The sequence below is a fragment of the Pseudomonas sp. BE134 genome (assembly GCF_031456105.1).
Classification (GTDB): domain Bacteria; phylum Pseudomonadota; class Gammaproteobacteria; order Pseudomonadales; family Pseudomonadaceae; genus Aquipseudomonas.
In genome coordinates, this window is the sequence record NZ_JAVDUA010000048.1 from 1 (window position 1) to 25,646 (window position 25,646).

Sequence of the window (25,646 nt, forward strand, 5' to 3'; positions counted from 1 at the left end):
TACTTTGTTCATGGCAACGGTCTCCGGTAGGCCCCCTGTGAAAGCTTAGTGGGCGATCACAGGGGGCAGCGGGGGTAGCCATTTCATTAGTGGATCGCGTTTTTTCTGGTAGAACCCGGTCAATTGTGGGAGCGAGCCTGCTCGCGATGGGGCCCGATCATTCACCCCAAAACCTCATACGGCTGTCGAATTTGTCCCCGCCCCCGCCACGCATCTGTTAAAAACCGTCTTTTCCCGCAGACCTTCCGGACCGCCGTATGTTGTCGAGTTGGATGAGCCGCTTGGGCCGTCGCTGGCTGCCGATGCTGTGCATGGCCGCATTGATCGTCGGCCTGCCGGTGAGTTGCGGTGTGCTCAAGTACAAAGAGCGCGAATTGCTGTTCCGCATCGAGCCAGGTACGGCGGGCTGGTATCGCGGCTTGCCGGACGATGTGCAGGAGTTCGACATCAAACCCGCCCGATTCAAGGCCGGGCAAAACCTCCACGCCTGGTGGTGGCCGGCCGCACGCCGTGATGCGCCGTCGATCCTCTACCTGCACGGCGTACGCTGGAACCTGACGGGCCAGGCGTTTCGCATCGAGCAATTGCGCGCCATGGGCTACTCGGTGCTGGCCATCGACTACCGTGGGTTCGGTCAAAGCAAAGGGGATCTGCCCTCCGAAGCCAGCGTTTATGAAGACGCCCGAGCCGCCTGGGAGCGCTTCACCCAGATGCAACCGGACGCCAACAAACGTCTGATCTACGGTCACTCCCTGGGCGGCGCGGTGGCCATCGACCTTGCGGCGGACCTGACCGCACAGGCGAAAAAGCAACAAGTCGAAGTGCCGGTGCGCGGTCTGGTGATCGAGTCCACGTTCACCTCGCTGGGCGATGCCGTGGCGCAAGTGGCCGACAGCAACCTGCCGGTGAACTGGCTGCCGGTGCGTTGGCTGGTGTCGCAGAAATTCGATTCCCTCGACAAGATCGTCGACATCGACATGCCGCTGCTGGTGGTTCACGGCCTGGCCGACCGGTTCATGCCCTCATACTTCAGCCAGCAATTGTTCAACGCCGCCAATGAACCCAAGCGCCTGCTGCTGGTGCCCGGCGGCACCCATAACAACAGCATGAGCCTGGGGGGCAGCCAATATCGCCAGGCGCTCGAAGGTTTGATGAAAGCAAAACCTAGCGGTAACCCTGGGCTTGCAGGTTGAACAGTTGCGCGTAGCGTCCGCCCGCCTTCACGAGATGGTCGTGATCGCCGCGCTCAAGGATCGCCCCCTGGTCCAGCACGATGATGTGGTCCGCATTGCGCACGCTGGAAAACCGGTGGGAAATCAGCAACGTCATGCGACTTTCGGTGTGCTCGCTGAAATGCTCGAATACCGCCGCTTCCGCCGCTGGATCGAGTGCCGACGTCGGTTCGTCGAGAATCAGGATATCGGCATCGCGCCGCATGTAAGCACGCGATAGCGCGATCTTTTGCCACTGCCCACCTGACAACTCTTGCCCACCGGCAAACCATCGACCCAACTGCGTGGCGTACCCTCGATCCAGACGCTCGATGAACGGTGCAGCCATGCCCTGCGCTGCCGCGTCCTGCCAGCGCTGTTCATCATTGAACGCCAACGTGTCGCCGACGCCGATGTTTTCACCGACCGAAAACTGGTAGCGGATGTAATCCTGAAAAATCACGCCAATGCGCTGTCGCAGCACGTCCTCCTTCCAGGTCTGCAAATCGCTGCCATCGAGCAAAATGCGGCCTTGATCGGGTCGGTACAAACGGGTCAGCAATTTGATCAGCGTGGTCTTGCCCGAACCGTTCTCCCCCACCAGCGCCAGGCTGCGCCCCGGAACCAGGTGCAGGTCGATGCCCTCCAGCGCCGCACGACTCGCCCCGGGATAACGAAAACCGACGTTCTCGAAACGCAAACCATCGCCGGGCACCGCGCCCTCGGTGAGATGTCCGGAATCGGCCACCACCGGTTCGGCCAGGTATTCATAAAGACTCGACAGGTAAAGGCCGTCTTCGTAGAGACCGCTGATGGCGCTCAAGCTACTGCTGACCGCCGTTTGCCCCTGCTTGAACAACACCAGGTACATGGTCATTTGCCCAAGGCTGATATTGCCGTGAACGGTATCGACCACCACCCACGCATACGCCAGGTAAAACGCCGAAGTACCAAGCAGGCCGAGGACGAATCCCCAGCCATCGCGACGCAGCGTCAACCGACGGTCTTCGGCGTAGAGACGCGTGAACGTGTCGCGATAGCGCTGCAACAACAGCGGTGCGAAACCAAAGAGTTTGACCTCTTTGATGTACCCCTCGTGGGACAGCAGCGTCTCGATGTAATTCTGCTGCCGGCTCTCGGGCGCCCGGCGGGTGAATAGCCGAAAAGCATCCCCGGAAAAATGCGCTTCGGCGAAAAACACCGGCAATGCACCGACCACCAGCAGCACCAGCGCCCACGGCGAAAAGTGCACCAGCAACACGCCGAAGCTGATCAGCACAATCAGATTCTGGATCAGCCCCAACGACTTCATCACCAACGCCAGCGGCCGGGTCGACGCCTCGCGCCGCACCCGCACCAGCTTGTCGTAAAACTCGGAATTCTCGAACTGCACCAGCGACAACGTCTGGGCTTTCTCCAGAATCATCGTGTTGACCTTCTGCCCCAACTGCACCCGCAACAGCGACTGCTGAACTGACAGCGCCCGCTGAGTACCGGACAACAACGCCAGCACCCCCGCCTCCATCAACACATAACGCACCACCGGCCACAACGGCGCACTGCCCTGCTGCGCGTGCAACTGCATGGCACTGACCACGGCATCGACGATGCGTTGACCTATCCAGGCGGCCAGTGCCGGGAGGACACCGGCAATCAGAGTGGCCAGGACCAGGCCGAGGAATAATCCGCGAGAAGTGCCCCAGACCAGCAGCAAGGCACGTCGGGCCTGGTCGAACAAGGCGGTGAAGCGGTTAAGGGCCGCAGGCATGGGGACTGGCTCGCAGAGAACAAACAAGGTGTCATGGTACTTCAGCCCGGCAACGAGCCCGGTGCGAATCAACTGTAACGTTTGTTCGCTTGACGCGAGCACGCGTCAGGATGAGGATCGACCGACTTTCAGAGGTCGCGCATGAATAGAAACGAATATCTGCACGTATCAGCAGAGCTCCTTTTCCTGGAAAAGCAGCTAGCTAAACCTGGGTTCAGCAAGCTAACTGCTATGTCCATTCGCTCTCGAATTGCGCAATTAAAATCATCCCTTGAAGTGGGTAGTCAGAACACGGACCACTTTGCAAAGGTCGTCATTACGTACCGTGGCTCCCCCGTTTCAGGTACTCCCGAAACAGAGAGAGAAAGTCCACTTCATTCCACACCCACCTGAAACCGCGCCCGATACCGCCCCGGGCTCTCCCCCGTCCATTTCTTGAACGCCCGATGGAACGCACTCGGTTCCTGAAAGCCCAGCCGTTCGGCGATGTCACTGATGCTCGCCTTGCTCTGGCGCAATTGCTCAAAGGCCACGCCTCGCCGCACTTCGTCCTTGATCTCCTGATAGGAGCACCCTTCGCGCTCCAATTTGCGGCGGAAGGTGCTGGGGCTCAGGTGTTGTTCCAGGGCGAAATCCTGCAAGGTCGGCCATTCGCTGTAGTCGCTGTTGCGCAGGCGCTGGTGGACTTGCGAGGCCAGGCCATGCTGGTTGCGGAAGCGGATCACCAGCCATTGCGGGGCAGTGCGCAGGAATACTTTCAGCGAGGCCAGGTCTTGCACCACCGGCAGGCGCAGGTAGTGACTGGCGAATTCGATTTCGGTGCGCTCGGCACCGAAGGTCAGGTTGGGGCCCCACAGCAGACGGTCGTCGCTGAGGGACACGCGTTCATGACGGAAGTCTGCGCGGTCGATGGGGATGCGCCGCCCGCCGAGCCAGCACATCAGACTGATCATCAGCACCAGGAACGTCTCTTCGCCGAAACGGCTGACGTCGTCGTTTTGCGCGTGGCTGTCCAGGCTGATGAATGCGCGCTTGCCGCGCACGGTCAGGGTGCCGCGAAAGTCGCGCAGGAACAGGCCGAAATTGGCCAGGCACTGGCGCATGGCTTTGTGCAGGTCGGGTTCCTGAATCAAGGCGCGGCAGATCAGGGCGAAGCTGCCCGGCGGCATGCCGTGGGAGTCGAGGCGGAAAAACTCGTCGTTCAATTCGCGGATCTGAATCAACCACAGCTCGGCAAACGCGCTTGCCGGCACCCGCGCCGTGGGCTCGGCCATCAACGCCTGGTCGATGCCGGCCTGTTCCAGTGCAGCCTTGAGGCGCTGTGGATCACCCGCCAGCGCATGGATCATTGCCTGCACGAAATAAACGGCAACCGAGTCGTTTTCCCGCATGTGAACGTTTCTCTCCCTAACACTTGAACTGGCAAAAAACGCCAGCACCGTTGAACAGTTGCGGCATAGGACAACCGGGCTGCCGGTTCTAGACTCGCGGCCAATAGTACGCCTTCGACCGTTGTCACGGCCAAGGTATCGCACGGTATGACCTGAAGGACGGCAACATGAATCTGCAAAACATTGGCGTAATCGGCGCTGGCACCATGGGCAATGGCATTGCGCAGGTCTGTGCGCTGGCCGGATTCAACGTGACCCTGATCGACATCTCCGAGAGCGCCCTGCAAAAGGCCCTGGCAACGGTCGGCAAAAACCTCGATCGTCAGGTCGCCAAGGCAACGTTGACCGAGGAACAGAAGAACGTAGCCCTCGACAAAATTCGCACCAGCACCCAATACGATAGCCTGCAAAACGCGCAACTGGTGATCGAAGCGGCCACCGAAAACCTCGACCTGAAACTGCGCGTACTGCAACAGATCGCCGCGCAGGTCAGCGCCGAGTGCGTGATTGCTTCCAACACGTCGTCGCTGTCGATTACCCAACTCGCCGCCAGCGTCAGCCAGCCTGAGCGCTTCATCGGCCTGCACTTCTTCAACCCGGTGCCGGTGATGGGCCTGATAGAAGTGATCCGCGGCCTGCAAACCAGCGACAGCACCCACGCCCTCGCCCTGGACATGGCGACAACGCTGGGCAAAAACGCGATCACCGCCGGCAACCGCCCGGGTTTCGTGGTCAACCGGATTCTGGTGCCGATGATCAACGAAGCGGTTCTGGTGTTTCAGGAAGGTCTGGCCAGTGCCGAAGACATCGACGCCGGCATGCGCCTGGGCTGCAACCAGCCGATCGGCCCGCTGGCCCTGGCGGACCTGATCGGTCTGGATACCCTGCTGGCAATCATGGAAGCCTTCCACGACGGCTTCAATGACAGCAAATACCGCCCTGCCCCACTGCTCAAGGAGATGGTCGCCGCCGGCTATCTGGGGCGCAAAACAGGACGTGGATTCTATGCCTATGCCTGAACGTTGCTCACGCTTTTCCGAGTACCGGGACAAAGTGCTGGAGTTGTTCTCCAGCAAGGGTTTCGGTCAGGTCGGCATGCGTGAGCTGGCCACGTGCCTGGGGCTTTCCTCGGGCTCGCTGTATCACCATTACCCGAGCAAGCAGCACTTGCTGCTCGACCTGATCGAGGAGTTCTACGAAGAACTGCTGGCGACCCTGGGTCGCCTCGATCAAAAGGGCCCGGCCAAACGCGACAAGCTGCAAAGCCTGATCCGTGCGCACTTGAATCTGCACCGGGAAATGCCGTGGCATTTTCGTCTGGCGGAGCGCGACGCCGGTTGCCTCAATGACGAGCAACAAGCGCGAGTCCAGCACTTGCGCGAGCAATACGAACAGCGCTTGCTGCTGATGATCGGCCCCAAACCCCGGGCCGGTGAACAGGCGCAACGTGCCACCGCGCACGCCATCGCCAACTTGCTCAATAGCGCCCCCGGGTGGCTGATGCAACATTCGCTGAACGAACATGAGCGTGATGAACTGCTGGAGAACCTGGTGAGCGGGGCCATTGAACGCCTGCTTCGACCGTCGGCACCACGCGCCGTGGCCTGAAGACCTGACGCAATGTCAGGTCGACCGCGGTTGAGGCCATAAAACGCAGCGCATCAATAGAAAAAACATCTAAACAAAAATGGCCAATCACTCCCTCTAACGCTTTGCTAAACCCAGTCCAATCACTGCGGAGCTGGCGGTTAATCCAACCTCGTTCGGCTTCCTTCGTTACCGGGAGCACATCATGAAAATCAATCCCTACCTGATCTTCAACGGCAACTGCAAAGCGGCCTTCACCTTCTATGCCCAGAGCTTGCCTGGCGAAATCGAAGCCATGATGACCTTTGGCGAAACCCCGGCCGGCGAACACGTGCCGAAGGATCTTCACAACCTGATCATTCACACCCGCCTCGTCGTCGGGGACCAGGCCATCATGGGGTCCGACACCACACCGGATCGTCCTGTCGATGATATGGCTGGTTTTTCGGTATCGCTCAATGTTGACAGCATCGCGGAGGCGGAACGGGTCTTCACTGCCTTGTCGGAAGACGGCACCGTGCAAATGGCGCTGGAACAGACATTCTGGGCCGCGCGTTTCGGCATGCTGGTGGATCGGTTTGGTGTGTCGTGGATGGTCAATTGCGAGAAGGATCAGTGACTGTCAGACACGAAAAAGCCCAACCTGAAATGGCTGGGCTTTCTATTATTGCCAAAGGGCTCAGCCCTTTACGCACACCACCTGACGCAGGGTGTGCAGCACTTCCACCAGTTCGCGCTGGGCGTGCATAACGTCATCAATGTCCTTGTAGGCCATCGGGATTTCATCGATGACCGCTGCATCCTTGCGGCACTCGACGTGGGCGGTGGCGCGAATCTGGTCTTGGACGGTGAACAGGCTTTTCGCTTTGGTGCGACTCATGGTGCGGCCGGCACCGTGGCTGCAGGAACAGAACGACTGCTCATTGCCCAGCCCTCGGACGATGAAGCTTTTCGCGCCCATCGATCCGGGAATAATCCCCAACTCGCCCTTTTTCGCCGACACCGCGCCCTTGCGGGTGACGAGGATGTCCTGACCAAAGTGCCGCTCTTTTTGCACGTAGTTCTGGTGACAGTTCACCGCCTCCAGCGCCACGTCAAAGGGCTTGCTGATCACTTTGCGTGTCGCCTGAATCACCGATTGCATCATCAGTGCACGGTTCTGTCTGGCGAAGTCCTGGGCCCAGCCCACGGCTTCGACGTAATCAGCAAAATGTCGACTGCCTTCCTCGAAGTAGGCCAGGTCACGGTCCGGCAGGTTGGCGAGGTGCTGGCGCATGTCAGCCTGAGCCAGTTGAATGAACAGGTTGCCAATGGCGTTGCCGACCCCGCGAGAACCACTGTGCAGCATGAACCAGACCCGGTTGGTCTCATCCAGGCACACCTCAATGAAATGGTTGCCGCTGCCCAACGTGCCCAAGTGCACACGATTGTTGGTGCTGGCGAGTTTCGGGTACTTGGCGGTGATTGCCTTGAACCGTGAATCCAGTGCGGCCCAAGCCTGATCAGCCTGTTTCGGAACGCTGTCCCACGCACCTTTGTCCCGGATGCCGCGCCCCATGGTGCGGCCGTGGGGCACCGCTTTTTCGATGGCGCAGCGCAAGCCGTGCAGGTTGTCGGGTAAATCAGTTGCCGTCAGCGTGGTGCACGCGGCAATCATGCCGCAGCCAATGTCGACCCCGACGGCAGCCGGAATGATTGCACCCTGGGTAGGAATGACACTACCAATCGTCGAGCCCTTGCCCAAGTGCACGTCAGGCATCACCGCCAGGTGTTTGAAGATGAACGGCATCCTGGCGGTGTTGATCAACTGCTGCCTGGCTTCGTTTTCTACCGGGACGCCTTCGGTCCAGAGTTTGATCGGTTTGCCGTGGGCGACTTCCAGTAGTTGGTAGGTACGGTCTTGCATGATCCTGTTCTTTCTATGGGCCGGTGAGTCGGCGTGGTGCTGGCGGTAGAGCCGCCAGTTGAGGCCTTCATAGTAGCGCAGCGAAGCCGCGCTGCAGATCCTCAATCAACGCCTCGACATCCTCCAGCCCGATATGCAACCGCAGCACCGGGTTCAATGAGCGATCCTGCGCACTGTTGCGGTCCTTGGTATCGGCAACCGTGATCAGGCTTTCGTAACCGCCCCACGAAGCCCCCAGCCCGAACACCTGCAACGCATCGATGAAGCGCTCGACATGGCGGCTGTCCGCCTCCATCAGCTCGAACGACAGCAATCCATTACTGCCGTTGAAATCCCGCTGCCACAACGCGTGCCCCGGATGATCGGGCAATGCCGGATGGAACACCCGTTTCACCTGCGGTTGCGCTTGCAGCCAATGGGCGATCTCCAAGGCCTGGCGCTCGTGCACCTCCAGGCGTGGCGCCAGGGTTCGGGCGCCGCGCAGTACCAGATAAGCGTCGTCAGGACTGACCGTGATGCCAAAGGTGTCGCTCATCGCCGCTAGTGGCTGCCAGATGTCTTCACGGGTGCAGACGCTGCCCATGACCACATCGCTGTGGCCGCACAGGTACTTGGTCAATGCCATGATCGAGATGTCCGCGCCAAGGGTCAGCGGTCGGTACAGGTAACCCGAGCCCCAGGTGTTATCGACGGCCAGCAGGATGCCACGGGGTTTGCACAGGGCAGCGATGGCCGGAAAATCACAGAGCTCGTACAGGAGCGAACCTGGGACTTCGGTGTAGACCATTTTGGTGTTGGCTTGCAGTTGCGCTTGCAGGTCGCTGCCGTCCGGGGCGAAGTAGTCGACCTGGATGCCAAATGGTTGAAGAAATTCCCGGGCCAGACGTCGCACAGGTGCGTACACCGCATCAGTGATCAGCACATGGTCGCCGGGGCGCAGGTAAGCCAGAAACGTCTGCGCGACCGCCGCCAGTCCGGTGCCGAACAAGCGCGTGCGATATCCACCCTCCAGTTCGGTGACCAGGTCTTCGAGGGCGAACGCCGTCGGATTGCCCCGGGCGCCATAGCTCAGCACTCGCTCGCTGTCACGGCGGGCGCGAGCGTCGCGCATTTGTGCCAGGTTGTCGAACAGCACCGTGCTTAAACGGGTGACCGGCACGTTGACCGATCGACCACCATTGCCTCGCTCGGTGCGTGCGGAATGGATCAGGCGAGTGCGTATCCGCGAGTTTTCAGGTGTTTGTGGCGGCAGCGGTTTGAGGCTGGCGATTTCGTTGTCGCTCATCTGTGCCAACAAGCCGATTTCCCACGCCAGGTATTGCCGCGCCGCGTCCTTGTTGCCGGCGTGGCGATCATGGGTAAAGAACAGAAAATCGATGCACTGTTCATCGGAAGGCGAAGCCGGGTTTTCCTGTACTGCGAAATCCGCTACACGCCAGGCGTCGAGTCCACCGTCCAGCAAGCGGACTTGGGCGCGCTGAGCTTCAGGCAACTCTTGCGCCGCGAATACGGCCAGCAATGGGTCATCAGCCAGCAGCACCAGAGGTCGCTGCTCTGTGGCCAAGTCAGTCGCCAACCGCGAGCGGATCGACCAGCGCGCCCCGGCGATATGGCCCTTGCGATAGGCCATGCTCGGGCGCAGGTCAATCAGCGCAACGGCGTCGTCCTTCAGCGCATCGGCCAGCGCCAGCGCGGAGACCGACGGCAACGCCTCGTGAGCAATCACCTCGACCGCCGGCAATGCCAGACCGCTGCTTATACCGTCCTGGAGGACATACGCTTCATGTCCCAACTGTCGCAACCAACTGCCGACAATCGGCGCGCGCACGCCATCGCTGTCAATCAGCACCAAACGCGCCCGGCGCACGCCGACATACAAATCGGTGGACTGAATCAACTGCCCGCCCGGGGTGTGTTGCGCCCCCGACAGACTGCCCGCCGCAAACTCATCGGCGGTGCGCACATCGCATAAAAACAGACTGCGATCCCCCTCCCCGGCCCATTGCTCAACCTGCGCCGCATCAACGGTCTTGACGCCCGCCCGTTGTGCCAGTTGCGCAGCCGCCAGTCGCTGCCCCGGCAATGTGCTGGAGGACACTTCATCGGCATAACGTCGAGTACTGCCATGCTCCAGCTGCAAATCTTCGAGATCCCAGCCTTGGGTACCGTTCTCCAACGCGTAGACAGGGTTTTTCAAACCCAGGTTGATCAGGGTTTGGGCACCAATAATGCTGCGGGTGCGGCCGGCGCAATTGACCACAATCGGCGTGGTGTCGTCCGCTACCAGATCGTGGATGCGATAGCCCAGCTCGCCGTTCGGGCAACACACCGAACCGGGAATGGTCATCTTGCGATACTCATCGAACGGCCGACCGTCCAGCAGCACCAGCGGCTCGCCCCGGCTTTGCCATTCAGCCAACTGCTGCGCGGTGACATGCGGCGTATGACTGGCCAACTCCACCAACTCGCCAAAGGCCTTGGACGGTACATGCACGCCAGCAAACAGCTGAAAACCGGCCGCCTGCCAGCCATCGGCACCGCCCTCCAGTACGTGCACACGCTCATACCCGAGCACCTGAAGACGCTGGGCAGAACGGGTGGCGACATCCCCGCCGTTCTGGTCATAGATCACCAGCCGCACCTGAAGATTCGGCGCCAGACGCCGCACCTCCAGCTCCAGTCGGCTATAGGGCAGGTTCACCCCGAAAAACAGGTGGGCCTCGCCATACTGGCCATGTTCACGCACGTCAAACAGGGCAATCTCCCGCCCGTCGAACAGCCATTGCTGCAATTGCCCTGGGGTTACGGTGTGGCTCATGAAAGTCCCGCTTGAAAAAGAGTTATTGAAGCGCCAGAGAGCGCTCGTTGGCCGCAACGTCCCAGCCCTTCGCATACGCACGCTGAATAGCCGGTCGTGCCTTCAGGCGTTCTCGCCAGGCATGGATATGCGGGAAGTCCGCCAGGTCCTGGCCCTGACGCAACGGCTGGATCCACGGAAAGATCGCCATGTCCGCGATGGAGTAGTCACCCGCCACATACGGCACTTCCGACAGGCGCGTTTCCAGCACCCGATACAATCGCGTCGCCTCGGCATTGAGTAAGTCGAGGGCGAATGGAATCGGCTCCGGTGCTTTCTCCTTGAACACCTGCAACTGGCTCAGGTACGGGGTGATATGCCCGACCTGCCAGAACAACCATTCCTGGACGTTCTGCCGTTCGGCACTGCCCGCTGGTGGCAGGAAACGTCCTGCCTTGTCGGCCAGATAATTAAGGATGGCACCGGACTCGAACAGGCTCAGCGGTTCACTCAAACCTGCGGGGGCATGGTCAACAATCGCCGGAATTCGCCCATTGGCGCTGATTCGCTGGAACGCCGGCTGTTTCTGCTCACCTTCACGAATATTGACCGGCAACACGCGATAGGCCAGCTCCAGCTCTTCGAGCAAGATGCCGATCTTCAACCCGTTGCCGGTGGGCCAGTAGTAAAGATCGATCATGCGTAGGCCTTGATCGACGGTGCCATTTGCGAGGCGTTGTAATTGAGAATGCGCCCGTCGCCTTCAACGCCGTAACGACCGTTGAGCGACTCCAGCGGCAGACCGTAGAGGTGAAAATGCAAGGTCGCTTGCTCGCCTTCGACACGGATGCCGTGCAGGTCGTCCCCCAGAAAGGAAATCGACGTGCCCGGTTGCACAATCACTTCTTTTTCCAGGTGCAACGTGGTGAACCCAGGCTCGCGACCTTCATCGTCACGGGCGTAGACGTAGTTGATTTCCTGGCCTTCGACCGCACTGATGATCGCCCAGGTTTCGTGGTTGTGGGGGATGGTGCTTTTGCCCGGCAACAACGAATTCAGGTACAGCGTCGGCGTGTCGCCGTCGTCATTCAGGCGGTAGCGAAATGCTGTGCTGCCCTGCCCTGGCACTGGCGCGGGGAATTCGTCGAAATTGAACAGATCACGGCGTTCGGCCAGGTCTTCAAGCAGGGCAACGATCTCTCCCAGCGCGGCGCGGTCGACACCACGTTGATTGATGTTACGGATTTTCTTCAGAAAATCTTCGATGACGGCGGCACGGTTATGGGTACTCATGAACAGGCTCCTCGGTGTTAGACGGACAGGCTGTAACGGCCCAGGTTGGTCAACAGATACGGATCATTGGCGACGGCGGGACGACGCCCCGAATCACCCAATGCATGGCGCAAAAACGTTTGGGTGCGCTCGCTGGTCGGGTGCCGGAAAATCTGTGTGGCGCTGCCGTGTTCGACGATCACGCCGTTTTCGGTGAAGTAGACGATGTCGCTGATTTCTTCAGCGAAACGCATCTCGTGGGTCACCAGCACGCAGGTCATACCCTCTTCGGTCAACTCGCGAATCACCGTTAGCACTTCACCGACGGTTTCCGGGTCGAGGGCCGAGGTCACCTCATCGAACAGAATCAGTTCCGGGCGCATCGCCAACGCGCGGGCAATCGCCACGCGCTGCTGCTGGCCGCCGGACAGTTGCCCCGGATAGGCGTCAGCCTTGTGCTCCATGCGCACTTTGGCCAGCAAGGCACGCGCCTGTTTTTCGGCCTCGATCCGGCTGTGGCCCAACACCTTGCGCGGCGCGATCACCAGGTTTTCCAACACCGACAGATGCGGGAACAGGTTGTACTGCTGGAATACAAATCCCACTCGCTTGCGCAACTCGATGCGCTCGGATTCCTGAGACAAGGTGTGAACCTCGGTGGAGTCGACGCGAATGGTGCCGCGCTGCGGCTGCAACAGGCCGGTGATGCAGCGCAAAATGGTCGACTTGCCGGAGCCGGACGGGCCGATGATCGACACGGCCTGGCCTCGGTGCACGTCGAGATCGATGCCTTTGAGCACCGGGTTGGTGCCGAACGACAGGTGCAGATCGCGCAGGCTGACCAAGGGTTCGGCGACGGTTTCAGTAAAAGGCATAACGTCGCTCCAGGCGTTGGGTGAGACGGGAAATCGGGTAGCAATAGGCGAAGAACAGCACCAGCAGGCTCAGGTAAATCACCACGGTGAAACCGGTCATGTTCACCGTGTTGCTGGCGATCTGTGCGGTGTCGATCACGTCGTGCACGCCCACCAACGAGGCCAGTGCGGTGCCCATGGTGATGACCGCATACAGGTTCATCCACGGCGGCAACATGCGCTTGAAACACTGCGGCAGGATGATCGAGCGGAAAATTTGCCCACGGGTAAATGCCAGCGAACGGGCGGCTTCCCACTGGGTGCTGGGGATCGAGGCAATGGCGCCACGGAAGATTTCCGCGACGTTGGCGCTCGCCGGTAAGGCCAGGCCGATGGTCACCTTGACCCAGTCCGGGAACGAGACATAGGCGCTGCCGATGTGGATCTCGAACGGAAACACATAGGTGGTGAAATAGATCAGCACCAGCCACGGCGCATTGCGGAAAATCTGCACCCAGATCCGTGCCGGCAGACGCAACAGCCTCAGCGGCGACAACGCCAACGCCCCCACCAACAACCCCAGCACCGACCCCAAACCGATGGCGACCAGACTGATCAGAATGTTCTGGGCAAAGCCCACCGCCAGCGCTGGCGACCATTGCACCAAGGCCTTGAGCACCGGGCTTTGCGGGGCGAAGTACAGCAGCCAAAGCACGGCGCCAGCCAACACCAGCAACTTGCCGACATGCCGCCGAGGCCAGGCCAGCGGCGCGCTGACGGACGATTCAATGGCCATAGCCGGGCATCCTCAGGCGCGCTTCAAGGTAGCGCCCCACACAATTGACGATAAAACTCAGCAGACCGAAAAAGCTCAGGATCAGAATCATCAGTTCCAGCACGTTATCGCTCTGGGTCCAGATCATGATCGCCGCGTAGGTGATGTCGCCGACCGCAATGGCCGAGGCCACGGCCGTCATCTTCACCAGGTCGATCAGGTTGTTGATCAGCGAGGGCAAGGCGAAGCGCACGGCCAGCGGCAGCTGCACGTTCCACAACAACTGACGACTGTTGAAAGCCAGCGAACTGGCCGCTTCCATCGTCACCGCCGGCACCGCTTCAATCCCCGCACGCAAGGCTTCGGCGTGGAACGCGCCCTTGTGCAACGAGATCACAATCACCACCCAGGCAAAGGGTGTCAGCGGATTGGCCGCGCCGACGGCCTGGGTCAACAGCATGTTCAACACCAGGAACGCGCAGTACAGCTGCACCAGCGTCGGCGTGTTGCGGGTGACCTCGACAAATACCCGCGCCGGTTTGGCCAGCCAGGGTCTGCCCGACGTCAGCATCGCGGCAAGTGCGATACCGGCCAGCAGACTGCCGACGATGGTCAACAGGCACAGCCACACGGTGGTCAGCGCGCCCTGCGCCAGGGTGCCACGTTGGTAGGCGTCCAGCAGAAAGCTGTAATTCAAGCCGAACCCGGCGACCCAGTGGACGAACACTTCGAGCCAGTGATTCATGGTTCGCCTCGCAAATGTCCGCAGGCGTGAGCGATGCGGCGTCCGGCTTCAGCCACGCTGTCAGTCGCGGTGGCGATGGACAGGCGGAACCACGGCGACAAGCCATACGCACTGCCCGCCACGCCGGCCACACCCTCCTCCAGTAAATACGCCACGACATCGGCGTCGCTGTTCAGGCGTATACCGTCCGGACGATAACGCCCAAGCAAACCGGCGCAGCGGATAAACACGAAGAAGCCGCCTTGGGGTTCAAGCACTTCAAGACCCTTTACGTCGCGTAAGGCACTGACCAATAGATCCCGACGCAACTGATAAGCCGCGACCTGTTCCGGCAAGAAATCCAGTCCGCCTTCGAAGGCGGCCAATGCCGCGGCTTGTCCAACTGAGGAAGCCCCCGACGTGGATTGTGACTGCACGACCGCCATGGCACTGGTCAGCCCGTGCGGCCCGGCACCGAAACCGATGCGCCAGCCGGTCATGGCATACGTCTTCGATACGCCGCCCACCAGCAGGCAACGCGGCTGCAGATCCGGCGCGACATTGAGCAGGCTCTGTGCCGGCTGACCGTCAAAGCGGATATGTTCGTAGAGTTCATCCAACAGGATCAGCACTTGTGGATGACGGCGCAGCACCTCGGCGATCAATTGCAACTCGGCCGCGCTGTACACCGCGCCACTCGGATTGCCGGGGCCGTTGAGGATCAGCCAGCGCGTCCGTTCGCCAATGTGTTGCGCCAACTGTTCTGCGGTGACCTTGCAGCCCTGCGCCAGCCCGCATTCGATAAACACCGGCTCGCCACCGTTGAACCGCACGCTGTCCGGAAATGACGGCCAGTACGGTGTAGGCACCAGCACTTCATCGCCGTCGTCGAGGGTCGCGGCAAACGCGTTGAAGATGATCTGCTTGGCGCCGTTGGCAATGACGATGGAGGCCAGCGGATAGTCCAGTCGGTTTTCCTCCTGGAGTTTGCGTTGCACGGCCACCCGCAAGGCTTTCACGCCGGGGGTCGCGGTGTACTTGGTCGCACCGGCGGCGATGGCGGCATAGGCCGCTTGCTTGATGTGTTCGGGGGTATCGAAATCCGGCTCGCCGGTGGTCAGGTCGAGAATGTCGCGACCGGCCTCGCGCAACTCGGTGGCCCGGGATTTGGCGGCGGCATTGGCCGACAGCGAGACGCGTTGCACGCGCTGGGACAGACGAAGGCTCATGACGACGTCACCTCCACGACCTTGCCCGGATTGAGCAGGTTTTTCGGGTCCAGCGCCTGCTTGATCCGTCGCATCAAATTCAGCTCCACCGGGCTTTTGTAGCGTTCCAACAGGTCCCGTTTGCGCTGGCCAACGCCATGCTCGGCACTGATGGAACCGCCGTGGGCGTGGGCGCTGTCGTGCACCAGCAGACTGAGCGCCGCGTATTGAGCCATGTGCGCGTCGACCGTCGAATCCAGCGGGTGGGCAACGTTGTAGTGCAGGTTGCCGTCGCCCAGGTGGCCGAAGGTGAAATGGCGCACGCCCGGAAAATGCGCCTGCAACAGCGCATCGGTGTGCGCGACAAACGCCACGACCTGGGAAATCGGTACCGAGATGTCGTGCTTCATGTTGCGACCGGCACGCTTCTGCGCCTCGCTCATATTCTCGCGCAATTGCCACAGGGCTTCGCTCTGGGTGAGGCTTTCGGCAATCAGTGCATTGGCCAGGAACGCGTTTTCGAACGCCGCGCCGAGCACCTCTTCAAAAGCCTCGCGAGCATGGCTTTCGCTGTGGATATCCGACAGTTCCAGCAAGGCGAACCAGGGTTGAATGGCCCCGAGAAACGGTTGCGGGCCCTCAGGAAATTGCTCACGCAACAACGTCAGGCAATCGGCACTGAGCAGTTCGAACGCAGTGAGGCTGGCACCGAAACCGGCACGGGCATGAGATAGGAACTCCACCGCCTGGGCCAGGGAGTCGAAGGCCAGTAGCGCCGTGGCTTGCGCCTTGGGCAACGGGAACAGTTTCAGGGTCGCCGCAGTGATAATCCCGAGTGTGCCTTCGCTGCCAATAAACAGGTCACGCAGGTCGTAACCGGTATTGTCCTTGCGCAAGCCACGCAGACCGTTCCAGATTTCGCCCTCGGCCGTCACCACTTCCAGCCCCAGCGTCAGCTCGCGAGTATTGCCGTAGCGCAACACCGCCGTGCCACCGGCATTGGTGCCGAGATTGCCGCCGATGGTGCAACTGCCTTCGGCGCCCAGACTCAGGGGAAAGAGGCGGCCCGCTTCACGGGCGACGTTCTGCACGGTTTGCAATATGCAGCCGGCCTCGACGGTCAGGGTGTCGTTGTCGGTGTCCACCGCACGCACCCGGTTCAGGCGATCCAGCAACAGCAAAACGGCACGGCCGCTGGCGTCCGGTGTGGCGCCACCCATCAAACCGGTGTTGCCGCCCTGCACCACCACGGGCGTATCACAGGCCACACAGGCGCGGACCACGGCCGCAACTTCCTCGGTGTTCGCCGGATGCACGGCAGCAACCACCTGCCCGACATAACGTCCTTGTTTATCGGTCAGGTACGGCGCGGCCTCTTTGCTGCTCTGCACATGGCGGGCACCGAGCAGTTGCTGCAACACCTCGAACAACGGCCGACTCATGGTTGCGACGCCAGCGGCGCTACCTTGCGGTATTGCTCGTGCAGGTCACGCAAAGCCTGGGACGGCGCCATACCGGTACGCTCGCCGAGTTCGAGCAGCCAGCCACTGCGGTGCCAGTCGCGCACGATGGCATCTAGTTTCGCCTGGGTATCGTGCTCGCCTTTGCGCACCCAGATCACCGAGTTGGACGGAATCAAATCACCCGGCAGCGGAATGTCATACTCAGCCCACTCGGCATCGCTCAACAAGGCATGCATAGTCGGGCTAACATGCACCGCGGCAACGCAACCATTGCCGCGTAGCGACAACAGCGATTCCGACTGACTGCGGAAGGCCTTGATCTCGGCGCCGTAGGTTTCCTGCAAGGGCTTGATGAAGTTGCTGCCTTGGGACACGCACACCGGCTTGCCCTTGAGGTCGGCCCATTGCGTGATGCCCGCGCCTTTGCGAATCAACGCCGCGCCGCCGACTTCCTCGTACGGCGTAGGCACGTAATCGAGAATCTCGGCGCGCTCTTCGGTGAACTGCATGTTGGCAATCAGAATGTCGACCTTGCCCTGCTGCAAAAACTGCACGCGATTCGGCGCCAGCACCGAAACCGTCTTGGCCTCGACACCCATCGCCTTGGCGACACCCTTGGCCAATTCCACGTTGTAGCCCAAGTGTTCGCCGGTCTTCGGATCGAGGGTGCCGAACGGCGGACCGCTGAGAATCACCCCGATGCTGATGGCGTGGCGTTCCTCGATCTTGTCCAGCGTGGCGTCGGCCTGGGCGAGACTGGCGAGCATCCCGGCACACCCTGCCAGGCACAGGGTGAACAAGTTTTTTGCGGAGAAATAACGATTCATGCACGACTACCTTGCAAGCCCGTCGCGCAAAACGACGGGCTGTTAAAAACGAGGGGATGGCGGGCCGGGATCAGGCGCCGTTGGCTTGAAACTGTTTTTGCAGTTCCACCAGCGCGGGGGATGCGGGTGTGATGCGGTTGCGGGTCTGGGCTTCAATCAACCAGCCGCTGCGGTGCAGGTCCTTGATAATAGGATCGAGCCTGGCCTGGGTATCGCTTTCTCCACGACGGGTCCAGATCACCGACGGCGCGGGGTTGAGTTCCGGGCCGATCGCGCGATAGCCCTGCCATTCGGCGGTGTCGGCGAGCAGCGGATTGATGAGCGTGGCGTCATGCACCGCCGCGACGCAGTTGTTGCCGCGCAACGCCAGCAAGGATTCCGAAGAACTCTTGAAGGCTTTGATCTCAGCGCCAAACTCGGTCAGCGGCTTGATGTAACTGCTGCCTTGCGAAGTGCAGACCGGTTGGTTTTTCAGGTCTTCCCAACGGGTGATCTTGCTGTCCTTGAGCACCGCTGCGGAGCCGCCGACTCGATAGAACGGGGTCGGTACAAAACCGAGGATCTCGCCACGTTCGGCGGTCCATTCCATGTTGGCAATCAGCAAGTCGACCTTACCCTGCTGCAGAAACTGCACACGGTTGGCGGGCAACACCGGCACCAGTTCCACCTCGGCGCCTAGTCGCTGCCCCAATTCCTGCGCGAGCTCAACATTCAAGCCGCGCGGCTTCTGAGTGGCAGGATCAATCCCGCCAAAGGGGCCGCCGGACAGCAGCACGCCGACCACCAGCACATGACGCTGCTCGATCTTGTCCAGCGTCGCATCCGCATGGACGCCAGTACTGGCAGCCAAGGAGATCAGGGCGCCCAGCATCACGGGCAACAATTGTTTAACAGGCGTGCGCTTGAGCAACATGAACTTCCCCTAATGGTTGATCGGCATACCCCGACCGGGTGTGATGGCATCCTAGGTACAGCGTGGGTGTAACGGAAATGCAGATATCTAATATCGTTATAACTTGCGGTGTGGCCGCCAATACTTTTCAGCCTAAATCTCAGTGTTTATTGGGCAAATCACTAAAACGCTCCAAAACAAACAACGAACAAACATAAAGACCTGTAATGTTTATGTTTAGACTCCTGATATAAAAACAGCCCTGGTCCATTGTCATGTCGCCCCTGCCAACGCTTGATCTTGAATTGCTGCGCACCTTCATTGCCGTGGTGGATCACCACAGTTTTGCCGAGGCCGGCGCGCAACTGGACCGCACGCAATCGTCGGTCACCCAACACATGCAACGCCTGGAACAGCTCGTCGGTGTGAATCTGTTCGAGAAGCGCGGACGGCAAAAACAACTCACCGAAGCCGGCTTGCAGTTACTTCGGCATGCACGGCAGATGCTCTCGCTTAACGACGAGGCCCTGAACTCCCTGCGTGAAAGCAGCTTGAGCGGCGTGCTGCGCATCGGCTCACCCCATGACATTGCCGACACCATCCTGCCGCCGATCCTCAGCCACATCGCCCGCTCGGCACCGCGCTTGCGACTGGAGATCGATGTCGGCCGCAGTCCGTTCCTGATGGAAGACCTGCACCGGGGCAAGATCGACATGGTGATTTCCACCCGCGAAGACCCCAACCTCGAAGGCTTCGCCCTGCGCACTTCACCGGTGTGGTGGATCTGCTCGGCGCAGTACATTCACAACCCCGGCGAACCCTTGCCGCTGATTCTCGTGGACGAGCCGAGCATCTACCGCCGCTATGCGCTGCAAGCCCTGGAGCGTGCAAACATTCCCTGGCGCCAGGCGTATCTGGCCTCGAACCTGATTGGCATCAAGGCTGCGACGCGTGCGGGGCTGGGTGTCACGGCCCGCAGCATGGAAATGCTCGGCCCGGACATGCGCGTACTGGGTGAAACGGACGGATTGCCACGGCTGCCGGACGTGACGTATCACCTGTGGATTCGCCCCAACACGGTGAACCCGCTAGTGCGTCGAGCCTATGAGCTGATCAGAAGCAGCCGGGGGCTCTGACGCGATCAACTGCCCCCGCTGCTGTGCGCTTCCTCAAAGAAGTAATCCTTCCAACTGGCGGCCTTGTTTTTCAGCACACCCAGTTCCTGGAGCTTCTCGGCGTAGATATAGGTGCGCTGTGGCACCACGGTGAAGTCGATTTCGGGATCGGCGACGATCTTCTCAACCAGTGGCAGGGCCAGCTTCGACTGCTCCACGCGGATATAGGTCTGGGCGGCCGCCGGCTTATCGGCCTTGATGATTTTCTCGGCCTCGGCCAGCGCGGCGTAAAACGCCTTGTAGGTTTTCGGGTTTTCGTCGTGGAATTTCTCAGTGGTGTACAGCACGTTGAACGTGGCCTGGCCACCCAGTACGTCGTAGGAACTCAGTACCTTGTGTACGTTGGGGCTCTGCAATTCCTGATACTGGAACGGCGGGCTGGAAAAATGGGAGTTGATCTCCGAACCACCCGCAATCAGCGCCGATGTCGCATCGGGATGAGCGAGGCTGATCGAGATGTCGTCAAACTTTTTGAAATTGTCCGCACCAAACTGCTTGGCCGTTTCGATCTGCAAGGTGCGCGACTGGAACCCTACCCCCGCCGCCGGCACCGCAATGCGGTCCTTTTCGGTGAAGTCCTTGAGGCTTTTCACATTTGGATTATTGGTCAACAGGTAGTTGGGCATCGACCCCAGCGAAGCGATGGCCTTGACGTTTTGTTTGCCCTTGGTCCGATCCCAGATCGTCAACATCGGCGGCACACCCGCTGACACCACATCCAGCGCACCGGCCAGCAGCGCTTCGTTCATCGCCGTGGCGCCGGAAATGCTGTTCCAGTCGACCTTGATATCGAGGCCCTGCTCCTTGCCATGTTTCTCGATGAGCTGCTGATCACGCACCACATCCAGAATCAGGTAACCGATGCCAAATTGCTGGGCGATGCTGATTTTGCCTTCGGCCTGAACCAGGGGGCTGAGTAATGCGCTCAGCGCAGCCACGGAAGTGGCCAACAGGGTCAATGCGCTGCGCTTGAAAGGTGTCGTCATGAAAACCTCAATGTGAATGTGCGCCACTAATGCCGACAAGGGCAGGAACGCCACAATCCGTAGCAGCTGGCGAAGCCTGCGTTCGGCTGCGCAGCAGTCGTAAACCTGAGTTTGCGAGGTCTTCCTGACACACCGCATTGTCTGATTTCACGACTGCTGCGCAGCCGAACGCAGGCTTCGCCAGCTGCTACAAAGTGTGTTTTGGGGTCAGAGCTTGGCGATCGAGACTTCGGTGGATTTGACGAAAGCAATCACTTCGCTGCCGACTTTCAATTCAAGGTCGCGCACCGAACGGGTGGTGATCACCGAGGTGACGATTCCGGAGGCAGTTTGCACGTCGATTTCCGACACCACGTCGCCTTGCAGGATTTCCTTGATGACGCCTTTGAACTGGTTACGGACGTTGATCGCTTTGATGGTCATGATGAGGCTTCCTGTCTGAGGACGGGCACATCCGTTGGGATGCGCAGGCCTTCAAAGTGCACCACCTGGACAAACAACAAAAGGAATAAATAATTATCTATTTATTCCTTTTTTGAATATTGAGTCTTTGTGCTATTGGCCAAGTTGCGAGGACCTCACACCATTCGTCGCCTAGGCAAATCTTTGACGCAACGCACAAAGTGTCTGGCTTGGGGATTGCAAAGGCCGGTCGTAGCCGCTCGGAAACGACGTAATTCTGACGCGACAAATCAAACCAACACTTAAGGACCCCAGCGAAACGCTTGGTGAGTCACCCGGAGATTTAACGTGTCAACCCTCAGTGAAATCGCAGCGAACCACGCGAGAATGGCTAAAACAGTACAAGAATCGACCGGATTGATTGATCGGCACGTGCAAATTGTGGGTAGCTTCGAAGTCCCTTGCCTGGAAGAACAACCGCATATTCCACTGCACCTGATAGCTGGCGTGCAGGACAACCACCTTGGACAGGTACCGGCTTACTAGTCCTGAGTGTGTTTTCGCACCAATAAGTGGCGCCAGACGATTGCTGATCACCTATCGCGCACTTATTTGGTGCTAATTAAGACGACCCAATGATCGTTCCCACGCTCCGTGTGGGAATGCCTCCAAGGACGCTCCGCGTTCCAGCCCCACCGCCAATGTCGAGCCGAGCACCAACTTGACGCAGAGCGTCAGTGGCTGCATTCCCACGCAGAGCGTGGGAACGATCTCGCAGCGGCATTAATCCGAAGGCCGTACCCGCAACCGCCGCCCAAGCACATCCAACACATCACACCCATCCCGCAAAGGAATGGCGCACAGCAACGCAAAATCACTAAGAATGAACGACTCACACTCAAGCGAACCGCGCATCGACATGTTCTCGAGCACCTGTGTGACGGCGCGAATTCGATAATTGGCGGCGTCGTATAAAACATCGAGCGGCGCGTGGGTATCGACGAACAGCGTGGGCATGTCGGTGCAGTTGCTGGTGAGGGCCATGAAGCGGCTTTTGGGATGGGGGATTGGTTTTTCGTAGGGGGGATCGGGGTGTAGGGTTTTCATTTTTTCAGACCTTTGGCGGATAAATTTAAGCTGCCAACGGCCTTTCCTACGGGCTTGGGTGGCAGCCATACGCGGGAGTAGGAAACTGAGAAATCCACCAAACTCAGCCACGCCGAAGCGTGTCCCGCGCACAGCCGCCGCGAACGATCTTACGGACACAAATTAAGTGCCGCAATCAAACGACAGCGCTGATGCGCGGTGAATTTCCGAGGGTTCCTACACCCTGCCGCTGCATTTGCAGCGACAGCCAAAGACTATCCATGGATCTCACTTCGCACCAGTTCATGAAAGCCGCTACAAGTTGAAGGAAACTTCCGACGACCTTGCCCAGAAATTTCGCTTCCGTTTCACAAACGTCGCCTACCAAGTGGATTGGTCTTCAAGACTGGCTTTTTGAAGATCGTCTTTCCATTCCAAGGTTGCCAACCGGAAGATATCCTCGAAAAAAGCTCTGGTGTTATCCATCTCATCCCAGCCGCAAGGAAATGACGAATATGCTTCTGGGTCATACGCCAGCAGCGACTTAAAATCATATGCTGCGTCCTGAAGCGCCTCTTCCAAGCACTTATAAAGTAAAAATCGATGTCGGTATGACCGTTTTCTAGTCAGGCAGTACTTGAGTATTAGCTCTTCCCTGTCTGCAGGATTATTGGGATCAAACTGTTCCAACTCCTCCCCAAGGGTCTCTTCGCGATCATAAATATCAAAACACCCTAAAAAATATGAAGGCGTCGGGACGTATGGCTGTTCAGTTCCAGGATCAATAAGCATTTTTTCTCTACTTAATCGGATACAGCGTAAATGGCACGCCGTCATCATCAAATTTCATTTCAAATCCGTCCAAACCGATCAACTTCGGATTTTCTTTTGATTTGGAATTTGGCATGTACCCTTCCCCCGCGCCCGGAAGTCTCATTCTGACAACATCGTTGTCCTCATTGTCTTTCCCCGTGTAACGCGGAAGACCGTTCTTCGTTCTTGTTGTTGCAAGAGTGTAAGCCTCGAGCATCAACTCCCAACTGCTAAATCTGGAGCTTGGATTACCACGTTGGTGCCAGGGTTTTCTACCAGTTATCGGATCCGTACCATCAATAGCTCGCTGCTTCCATTTGGCATCTGGTACCGCTGGACTATGTTTCCCCACCATATGCATGCCCTGGCTTTTATCCAACCGTCTAACTTCTTTCTCGGCAAGCTCCTGAGCACTTAACTTAAGCTTCGGCAGCGCCGGCTCACCCTCATCCACCCTAGCACCAGTCGTATCATCCGGCGCCCCACACCCAGGCTTGTTCGGCGGCGGGCAGTTCCCGCTCAACCCCAACGGATCAACCCACCCCGTCGGATTCGGCGTGTACTGGTACGGATTCAGCCCACCCGCCAACTTGACCGGATCCTGCGTCAGGTACCGGCCAACATCCGGATCATAGTACCGATGCCGGTTGTAGTGCAGACCGCTCTCGGTGTCGAAGTATTGCCCCTGAAAGCGCAACGGCTGCTCAAGCTGCTCGCCCCCGCCCAGCGCCAGGTGCGTGACCTTGCCGTAGGCGTTGTACTTCGCCGACCAGACGATCTCGCCACCAAAATCGGTCAGTTCCTGCGGCGTACCCAGGTGGTCGAGTTGGTAGTAAAACGGGCAAGCCTTGCGTGGGCCTTTGCCGTCGAGCATGGCCAGCGGGCGGAAGCTGCCGGGTTCGTAGACGTAGCTGCGGTAGTGTTCGCGGCTGCTTTCGGCGACGAGGTTGTCGCCTTGCCAGAAGAATTCGGTGGTGTGGCCGTTGACGGTTTTGGCGATGCGGCGGCCGAAGGCGTCGTAGCGGTAGCTGGCGGTGCGACCGTCCGGGGTGGTGATGCCGATCAGGCGGTGCTGGCAGTCGTAGCGGTAGTCGGTGACGAGTTTTTGCGCGGTGCCGCGGCGTTCGCGGATCAGATTGCCGAAGGCGTCGTAGTCGTAGTGGCGGTCGCCTTGTAGGAGCAGGCGATTGCCCCGCACCTTGGCGGCGCCGGGGCGGTCCTGCATCAGCAGATTGCCGGCGGGGTCGTGGGAGAAGGTTTCCGCTGGGTCGTCGCGGGTGTGGCGCACGCGGGCCAGGCGGTTGAGCGGATCGTAGTAATAGCTGCGCTGGCCGTGGCGACTGTCGGCGACGGTGGCCAGGTTGCCATTGACCGCGTAGCCGTAATGGCGCATGTAGCGCGGCCGGGTTTGCTGGTGGATGGCGTGGGTCTGTAATCGGCCTTGTTCGTCATAGTGGTAGTGGCTGGTGAGCTGGCCTTGTTGGCGCTGCTGCTCGCGCCCAAACGCGAACTGGTGAGTGGTGAGCCGTGCGCCGTTGAGGTCGATGGCGGTCAGCGCGCCGCCCTTGGCGTGGTGGTAATCGAGTTTGCTGCCGTCCGGCAGGCGCAGCCGCTTGAGTTGGCCGCAGGCGTCGTAGCCATAGCGCAGGGTGCCCCAGCCTTGGTGTTCGGTGATCAGACGGTCCTGTTGGTCGTACTCGAATTCCAGCGGATGGTCGTGGCCGTCGTCGACGCTGATCAGGCGGCCGAGGTTGTCGTAGCGGTATTTGACCTTGATGCCGTCGGGTAGCGTTTTGACCAATAACCGCCCCGCTGAATCACGCTCGTAAGCGGTGATCAGCTGCGAACCGTCAGCGCCGAACTCGGTTTTCTCCAGCAGCTGGCCATTGAGGTCGTAGGCGTACGCCGTGCGTTGGCCGTCGAAGCCGGTTTCCTGTCGGATCAAGCCGCCGGGGGTGTAGTCCAGCCGATATTGCTCGCCGGATTCGTTTTCGATTTCTGTGAGCAACAACTGCGCGTTGTCGTAGCGGTACTTCAGCTGGGTACCGTCGGCATTGAGCCGGCGGCTGTCGTAGGCGTCGCTGATCGCCGTGAGTCGACCGTGGTGAAAGTGATAAAACCGCGCCTCGTCGCCGGCCTGGGCGAGGATCAGTTCTTCGGGTTCATTGCCGAGGTAAATCGCCGCGCGCGACAGGCAGTTGTGGATCGTCGGGCGTTCGGCGGACGGCAGCGGGAACGTGGTGCGACGGTTTTCGTGGTCAGTCCAGATGACGCTGGCGCCGTCGATGTCCAGTCGATGGGAGAGCGAGTGGCTCCAGCCAAACCCGAGGCCGCTGTCGATGTCGGCGGCGCTGGTGCGATAGAGTCGGGTGAAGTCAAACGGCAGGACACCGTCCAGCGAACCGTCGCTGAGGGTCAGCAGTTCTTCGCCAGTGACCATCGACACCGGGCATTTGTTGGTGGCGGTTTTATTGGCGGAATCGGCGGAGTCGCCGTTGGGATTTTTCGC

24 protein-coding genes are annotated in these 25,646 nt (G+C 59.7%); 6 read left to right on the top strand and 18 right to left on the bottom strand.

The window, feature by feature from the left end:
- Window positions 1-257: 257 nt before the first annotated feature.
- Window positions 258-1,193 carry an alpha/beta hydrolase gene (locus J2Y56_RS27305; RefSeq protein ID WP_007947054.1) on the top strand — a complete coding sequence of 312 codons (936 nt, stop codon included), beginning with the start codon at window positions 258-260 and terminating at the stop codon, window positions 1,191-1,193.
- Here J2Y56_RS27305 and J2Y56_RS27310 read toward each other — a convergent pair.
- Together J2Y56_RS27310 and J2Y56_RS27315 are read right to left on the bottom strand one after the other, a co-directional pair.
- Window positions 1,165-2,979, bottom strand: a complete 1,815-nt coding sequence (locus tag J2Y56_RS27310; RefSeq protein ID WP_310338656.1) for an ABC transporter ATP-binding protein — start codon at window positions 2,977-2,979, stop codon at window positions 1,165-1,167. The two genes, J2Y56_RS27305 and J2Y56_RS27310, sit on opposite strands and share 29 nt — an antisense overlap.
- A gap of 374 nt (window positions 2,980-3,353) precedes the next feature.
- Window positions 3,354-4,370: an AraC family transcriptional regulator gene (locus tag J2Y56_RS27315; protein WP_007947056.1), complete on the bottom strand. Its 1,017-nt coding sequence runs from the start codon at window positions 4,368-4,370 to the stop codon at window positions 3,354-3,356.
- 167 nt (window positions 4,371-4,537) lie between these two features.
- On the opposite strand from J2Y56_RS27315, the gene J2Y56_RS27320 reads away from it, so the two are divergent.
- The 3 genes from J2Y56_RS27320 (at window position 4,538) to J2Y56_RS27330 (ending at window position 6,576) form a co-directional block, all read left to right on the top strand.
- Entirely contained in the window at window positions 4,538-5,389 is an 852-nt protein-coding gene (locus J2Y56_RS27320) for a 3-hydroxybutyryl-CoA dehydrogenase (RefSeq protein WP_310353908.1), read from the top strand.
- Window positions 5,376-5,978: a TetR/AcrR family transcriptional regulator gene (locus J2Y56_RS27325; protein WP_007947058.1), complete on the top strand. Its 603-nt coding sequence runs from the start codon at window positions 5,376-5,378 to the stop codon at window positions 5,976-5,978. Before J2Y56_RS27320 ends, J2Y56_RS27325 begins: the two co-directional genes overlap by 14 nt.
- Window positions 5,979-6,162: 184 nt before the next feature.
- The gene (locus tag J2Y56_RS27330) at window positions 6,163-6,576 is read left to right on the top strand and encodes a VOC family protein (protein ID WP_007947060.1); all 414 of its coding nucleotides are present in this window, start codon (window positions 6,163-6,165) and stop codon (window positions 6,574-6,576) included.
- Between the two features lie 60 nt (window positions 6,577-6,636).
- Here the strand turns inward: J2Y56_RS27330 and J2Y56_RS27335 are convergent, their stop codons facing one another.
- The 11 genes from J2Y56_RS27335 to J2Y56_RS27385 all read right to left on the bottom strand — a co-directional run bounded on the left by J2Y56_RS27335 (window position 6,637) and on the right by J2Y56_RS27385 (window position 18,696).
- A complete protein-coding gene (locus tag J2Y56_RS27335; protein WP_310353911.1) occupies window positions 6,637-7,863 on the bottom strand; it encodes an RtcB family protein in 1,227 nt (408 codons plus the stop codon).
- Window positions 7,864-7,930: 67 nt separating this feature from the next.
- On the bottom strand, window positions 7,931-10,681 hold the full coding sequence (metC, locus tag J2Y56_RS27340; protein WP_310353913.1) for a cystathionine beta-lyase: 2,751 nt from the start codon (window positions 10,679-10,681) through the stop codon (window positions 7,931-7,933).
- A 22-nt stretch (window positions 10,682-10,703) separates the two neighbouring features.
- Window positions 10,704-11,360, bottom strand: coding sequence for a glutathione binding-like protein (locus J2Y56_RS27345; RefSeq protein WP_007947063.1), 657 nt, complete (start codon window positions 11,358-11,360; stop codon window positions 10,704-10,706).
- The gene (locus J2Y56_RS27350) at window positions 11,357-11,953 is read right to left on the bottom strand and encodes a hypothetical protein (protein WP_007947064.1); all 597 of its coding nucleotides are present in this window, start codon (window positions 11,951-11,953) and stop codon (window positions 11,357-11,359) included. The genes J2Y56_RS27345 and J2Y56_RS27350 overlap by 4 nt, the downstream gene beginning before the upstream one ends.
- Before the next feature lie 17 nt (window positions 11,954-11,970).
- Window positions 11,971-12,807 carry an amino acid ABC transporter ATP-binding protein gene (locus J2Y56_RS27355; protein ID WP_007947065.1) on the bottom strand — a complete coding sequence of 279 codons (837 nt, stop codon included), beginning with the start codon at window positions 12,805-12,807 and terminating at the stop codon, window positions 11,971-11,973.
- Window positions 12,794-13,582 carry an amino acid ABC transporter permease gene (locus J2Y56_RS27360; RefSeq protein WP_007947066.1) on the bottom strand — a complete coding sequence of 263 codons (789 nt, stop codon included), beginning with the start codon at window positions 13,580-13,582 and terminating at the stop codon, window positions 12,794-12,796. The genes J2Y56_RS27355 and J2Y56_RS27360 overlap by 14 nt, the downstream gene beginning before the upstream one ends.
- Window positions 13,572-14,306: an amino acid ABC transporter permease gene (locus J2Y56_RS27365; RefSeq protein WP_310353916.1), complete on the bottom strand. Its 735-nt coding sequence runs from the start codon at window positions 14,304-14,306 to the stop codon at window positions 13,572-13,574. Before J2Y56_RS27365 ends, J2Y56_RS27360 begins: the two co-directional genes overlap by 11 nt.
- The gene (locus J2Y56_RS27370) at window positions 14,303-15,514 is read right to left on the bottom strand and encodes an aminotransferase class I/II-fold pyridoxal phosphate-dependent enzyme (protein WP_310353918.1); all 1,212 of its coding nucleotides are present in this window, start codon (window positions 15,512-15,514) and stop codon (window positions 14,303-14,305) included. The genes J2Y56_RS27365 and J2Y56_RS27370 overlap by 4 nt, the downstream gene beginning before the upstream one ends.
- Window positions 15,511-16,935, bottom strand: coding sequence for an FAD-binding oxidoreductase (locus J2Y56_RS27375; RefSeq protein ID WP_310353920.1), 1,425 nt, complete (start codon window positions 16,933-16,935; stop codon window positions 15,511-15,513). Before J2Y56_RS27375 ends, J2Y56_RS27370 begins: the two co-directional genes overlap by 4 nt.
- Window positions 16,932-17,783 carry a transporter substrate-binding domain-containing protein gene (locus J2Y56_RS27380; protein WP_310353923.1) on the bottom strand — a complete coding sequence of 284 codons (852 nt, stop codon included), beginning with the start codon at window positions 17,781-17,783 and terminating at the stop codon, window positions 16,932-16,934. Before J2Y56_RS27380 ends, J2Y56_RS27375 begins: the two co-directional genes overlap by 4 nt.
- 70 nt (window positions 17,784-17,853) lie before the next feature.
- Window positions 17,854-18,696 (bottom strand): transporter substrate-binding domain-containing protein, encoded by an 843-nt coding sequence (locus J2Y56_RS27385; RefSeq protein WP_310353926.1) that lies wholly within the window; start codon window positions 18,694-18,696, stop codon window positions 17,854-17,856.
- A 254-nt stretch (window positions 18,697-18,950) separates the two neighbouring features.
- On the opposite strand from J2Y56_RS27385, the gene J2Y56_RS27390 reads away from it, so the two are divergent.
- The gene (locus J2Y56_RS27390; protein WP_310353929.1) at window positions 18,951-19,811 is read left to right on the top strand and encodes a LysR substrate-binding domain-containing protein; all 861 of its coding nucleotides are present in this window, start codon (window positions 18,951-18,953) and stop codon (window positions 19,809-19,811) included.
- Window positions 19,812-19,816: 5 nt separating this feature from the next.
- On the opposite strand, the gene J2Y56_RS27395 is transcribed toward J2Y56_RS27390, so the two are convergent.
- Together J2Y56_RS27395 and J2Y56_RS27400 are read right to left on the bottom strand one after the other, a co-directional pair.
- On the bottom strand, window positions 19,817-20,836 hold the full coding sequence (locus J2Y56_RS27395; RefSeq protein WP_007947073.1) for an ABC transporter substrate-binding protein: 1,020 nt from the start codon (window positions 20,834-20,836) through the stop codon (window positions 19,817-19,819).
- Between the two features lie 207 nt (window positions 20,837-21,043).
- The gene (locus J2Y56_RS27400; protein ID WP_007947074.1) at window positions 21,044-21,259 is read right to left on the bottom strand and encodes a molybdopterin-binding protein; all 216 of its coding nucleotides are present in this window, start codon (window positions 21,257-21,259) and stop codon (window positions 21,044-21,046) included.
- Between the two features lie 327 nt (window positions 21,260-21,586).
- Between J2Y56_RS27400 and J2Y56_RS27405 the strand changes: the two genes are divergently transcribed.
- Entirely contained in the window at window positions 21,587-21,784 is a 198-nt protein-coding gene (locus J2Y56_RS27405) for a hypothetical protein (RefSeq protein WP_310353933.1), read from the top strand.
- Between the two features lie 237 nt (window positions 21,785-22,021).
- Here J2Y56_RS27405 and J2Y56_RS27410 read toward each other — a convergent pair whose 3' ends face one another.
- The 3 genes from J2Y56_RS27410 to J2Y56_RS27420 all read right to left on the bottom strand — a co-directional run.
- On the bottom strand, window positions 22,022-22,345 hold the full coding sequence (locus J2Y56_RS27410; protein ID WP_310353936.1) for a hypothetical protein: 324 nt from the start codon (window positions 22,343-22,345) through the stop codon (window positions 22,022-22,024).
- A gap of 360 nt (window positions 22,346-22,705) precedes the next feature.
- The gene (locus tag J2Y56_RS27415; RefSeq protein ID WP_007944415.1) at window positions 22,706-23,116 is read right to left on the bottom strand and encodes a hypothetical protein; all 411 of its coding nucleotides are present in this window, start codon (window positions 23,114-23,116) and stop codon (window positions 22,706-22,708) included.
- Window positions 23,117-23,123: 7 nt separating this feature from the next.
- Window positions 23,124-25,646, bottom strand: a 2,523-nt coding sequence (locus tag J2Y56_RS27420; RefSeq protein ID WP_310353939.1) for an RHS repeat-associated core domain-containing protein, incomplete at its 5' end; no start/stop codon positions are given.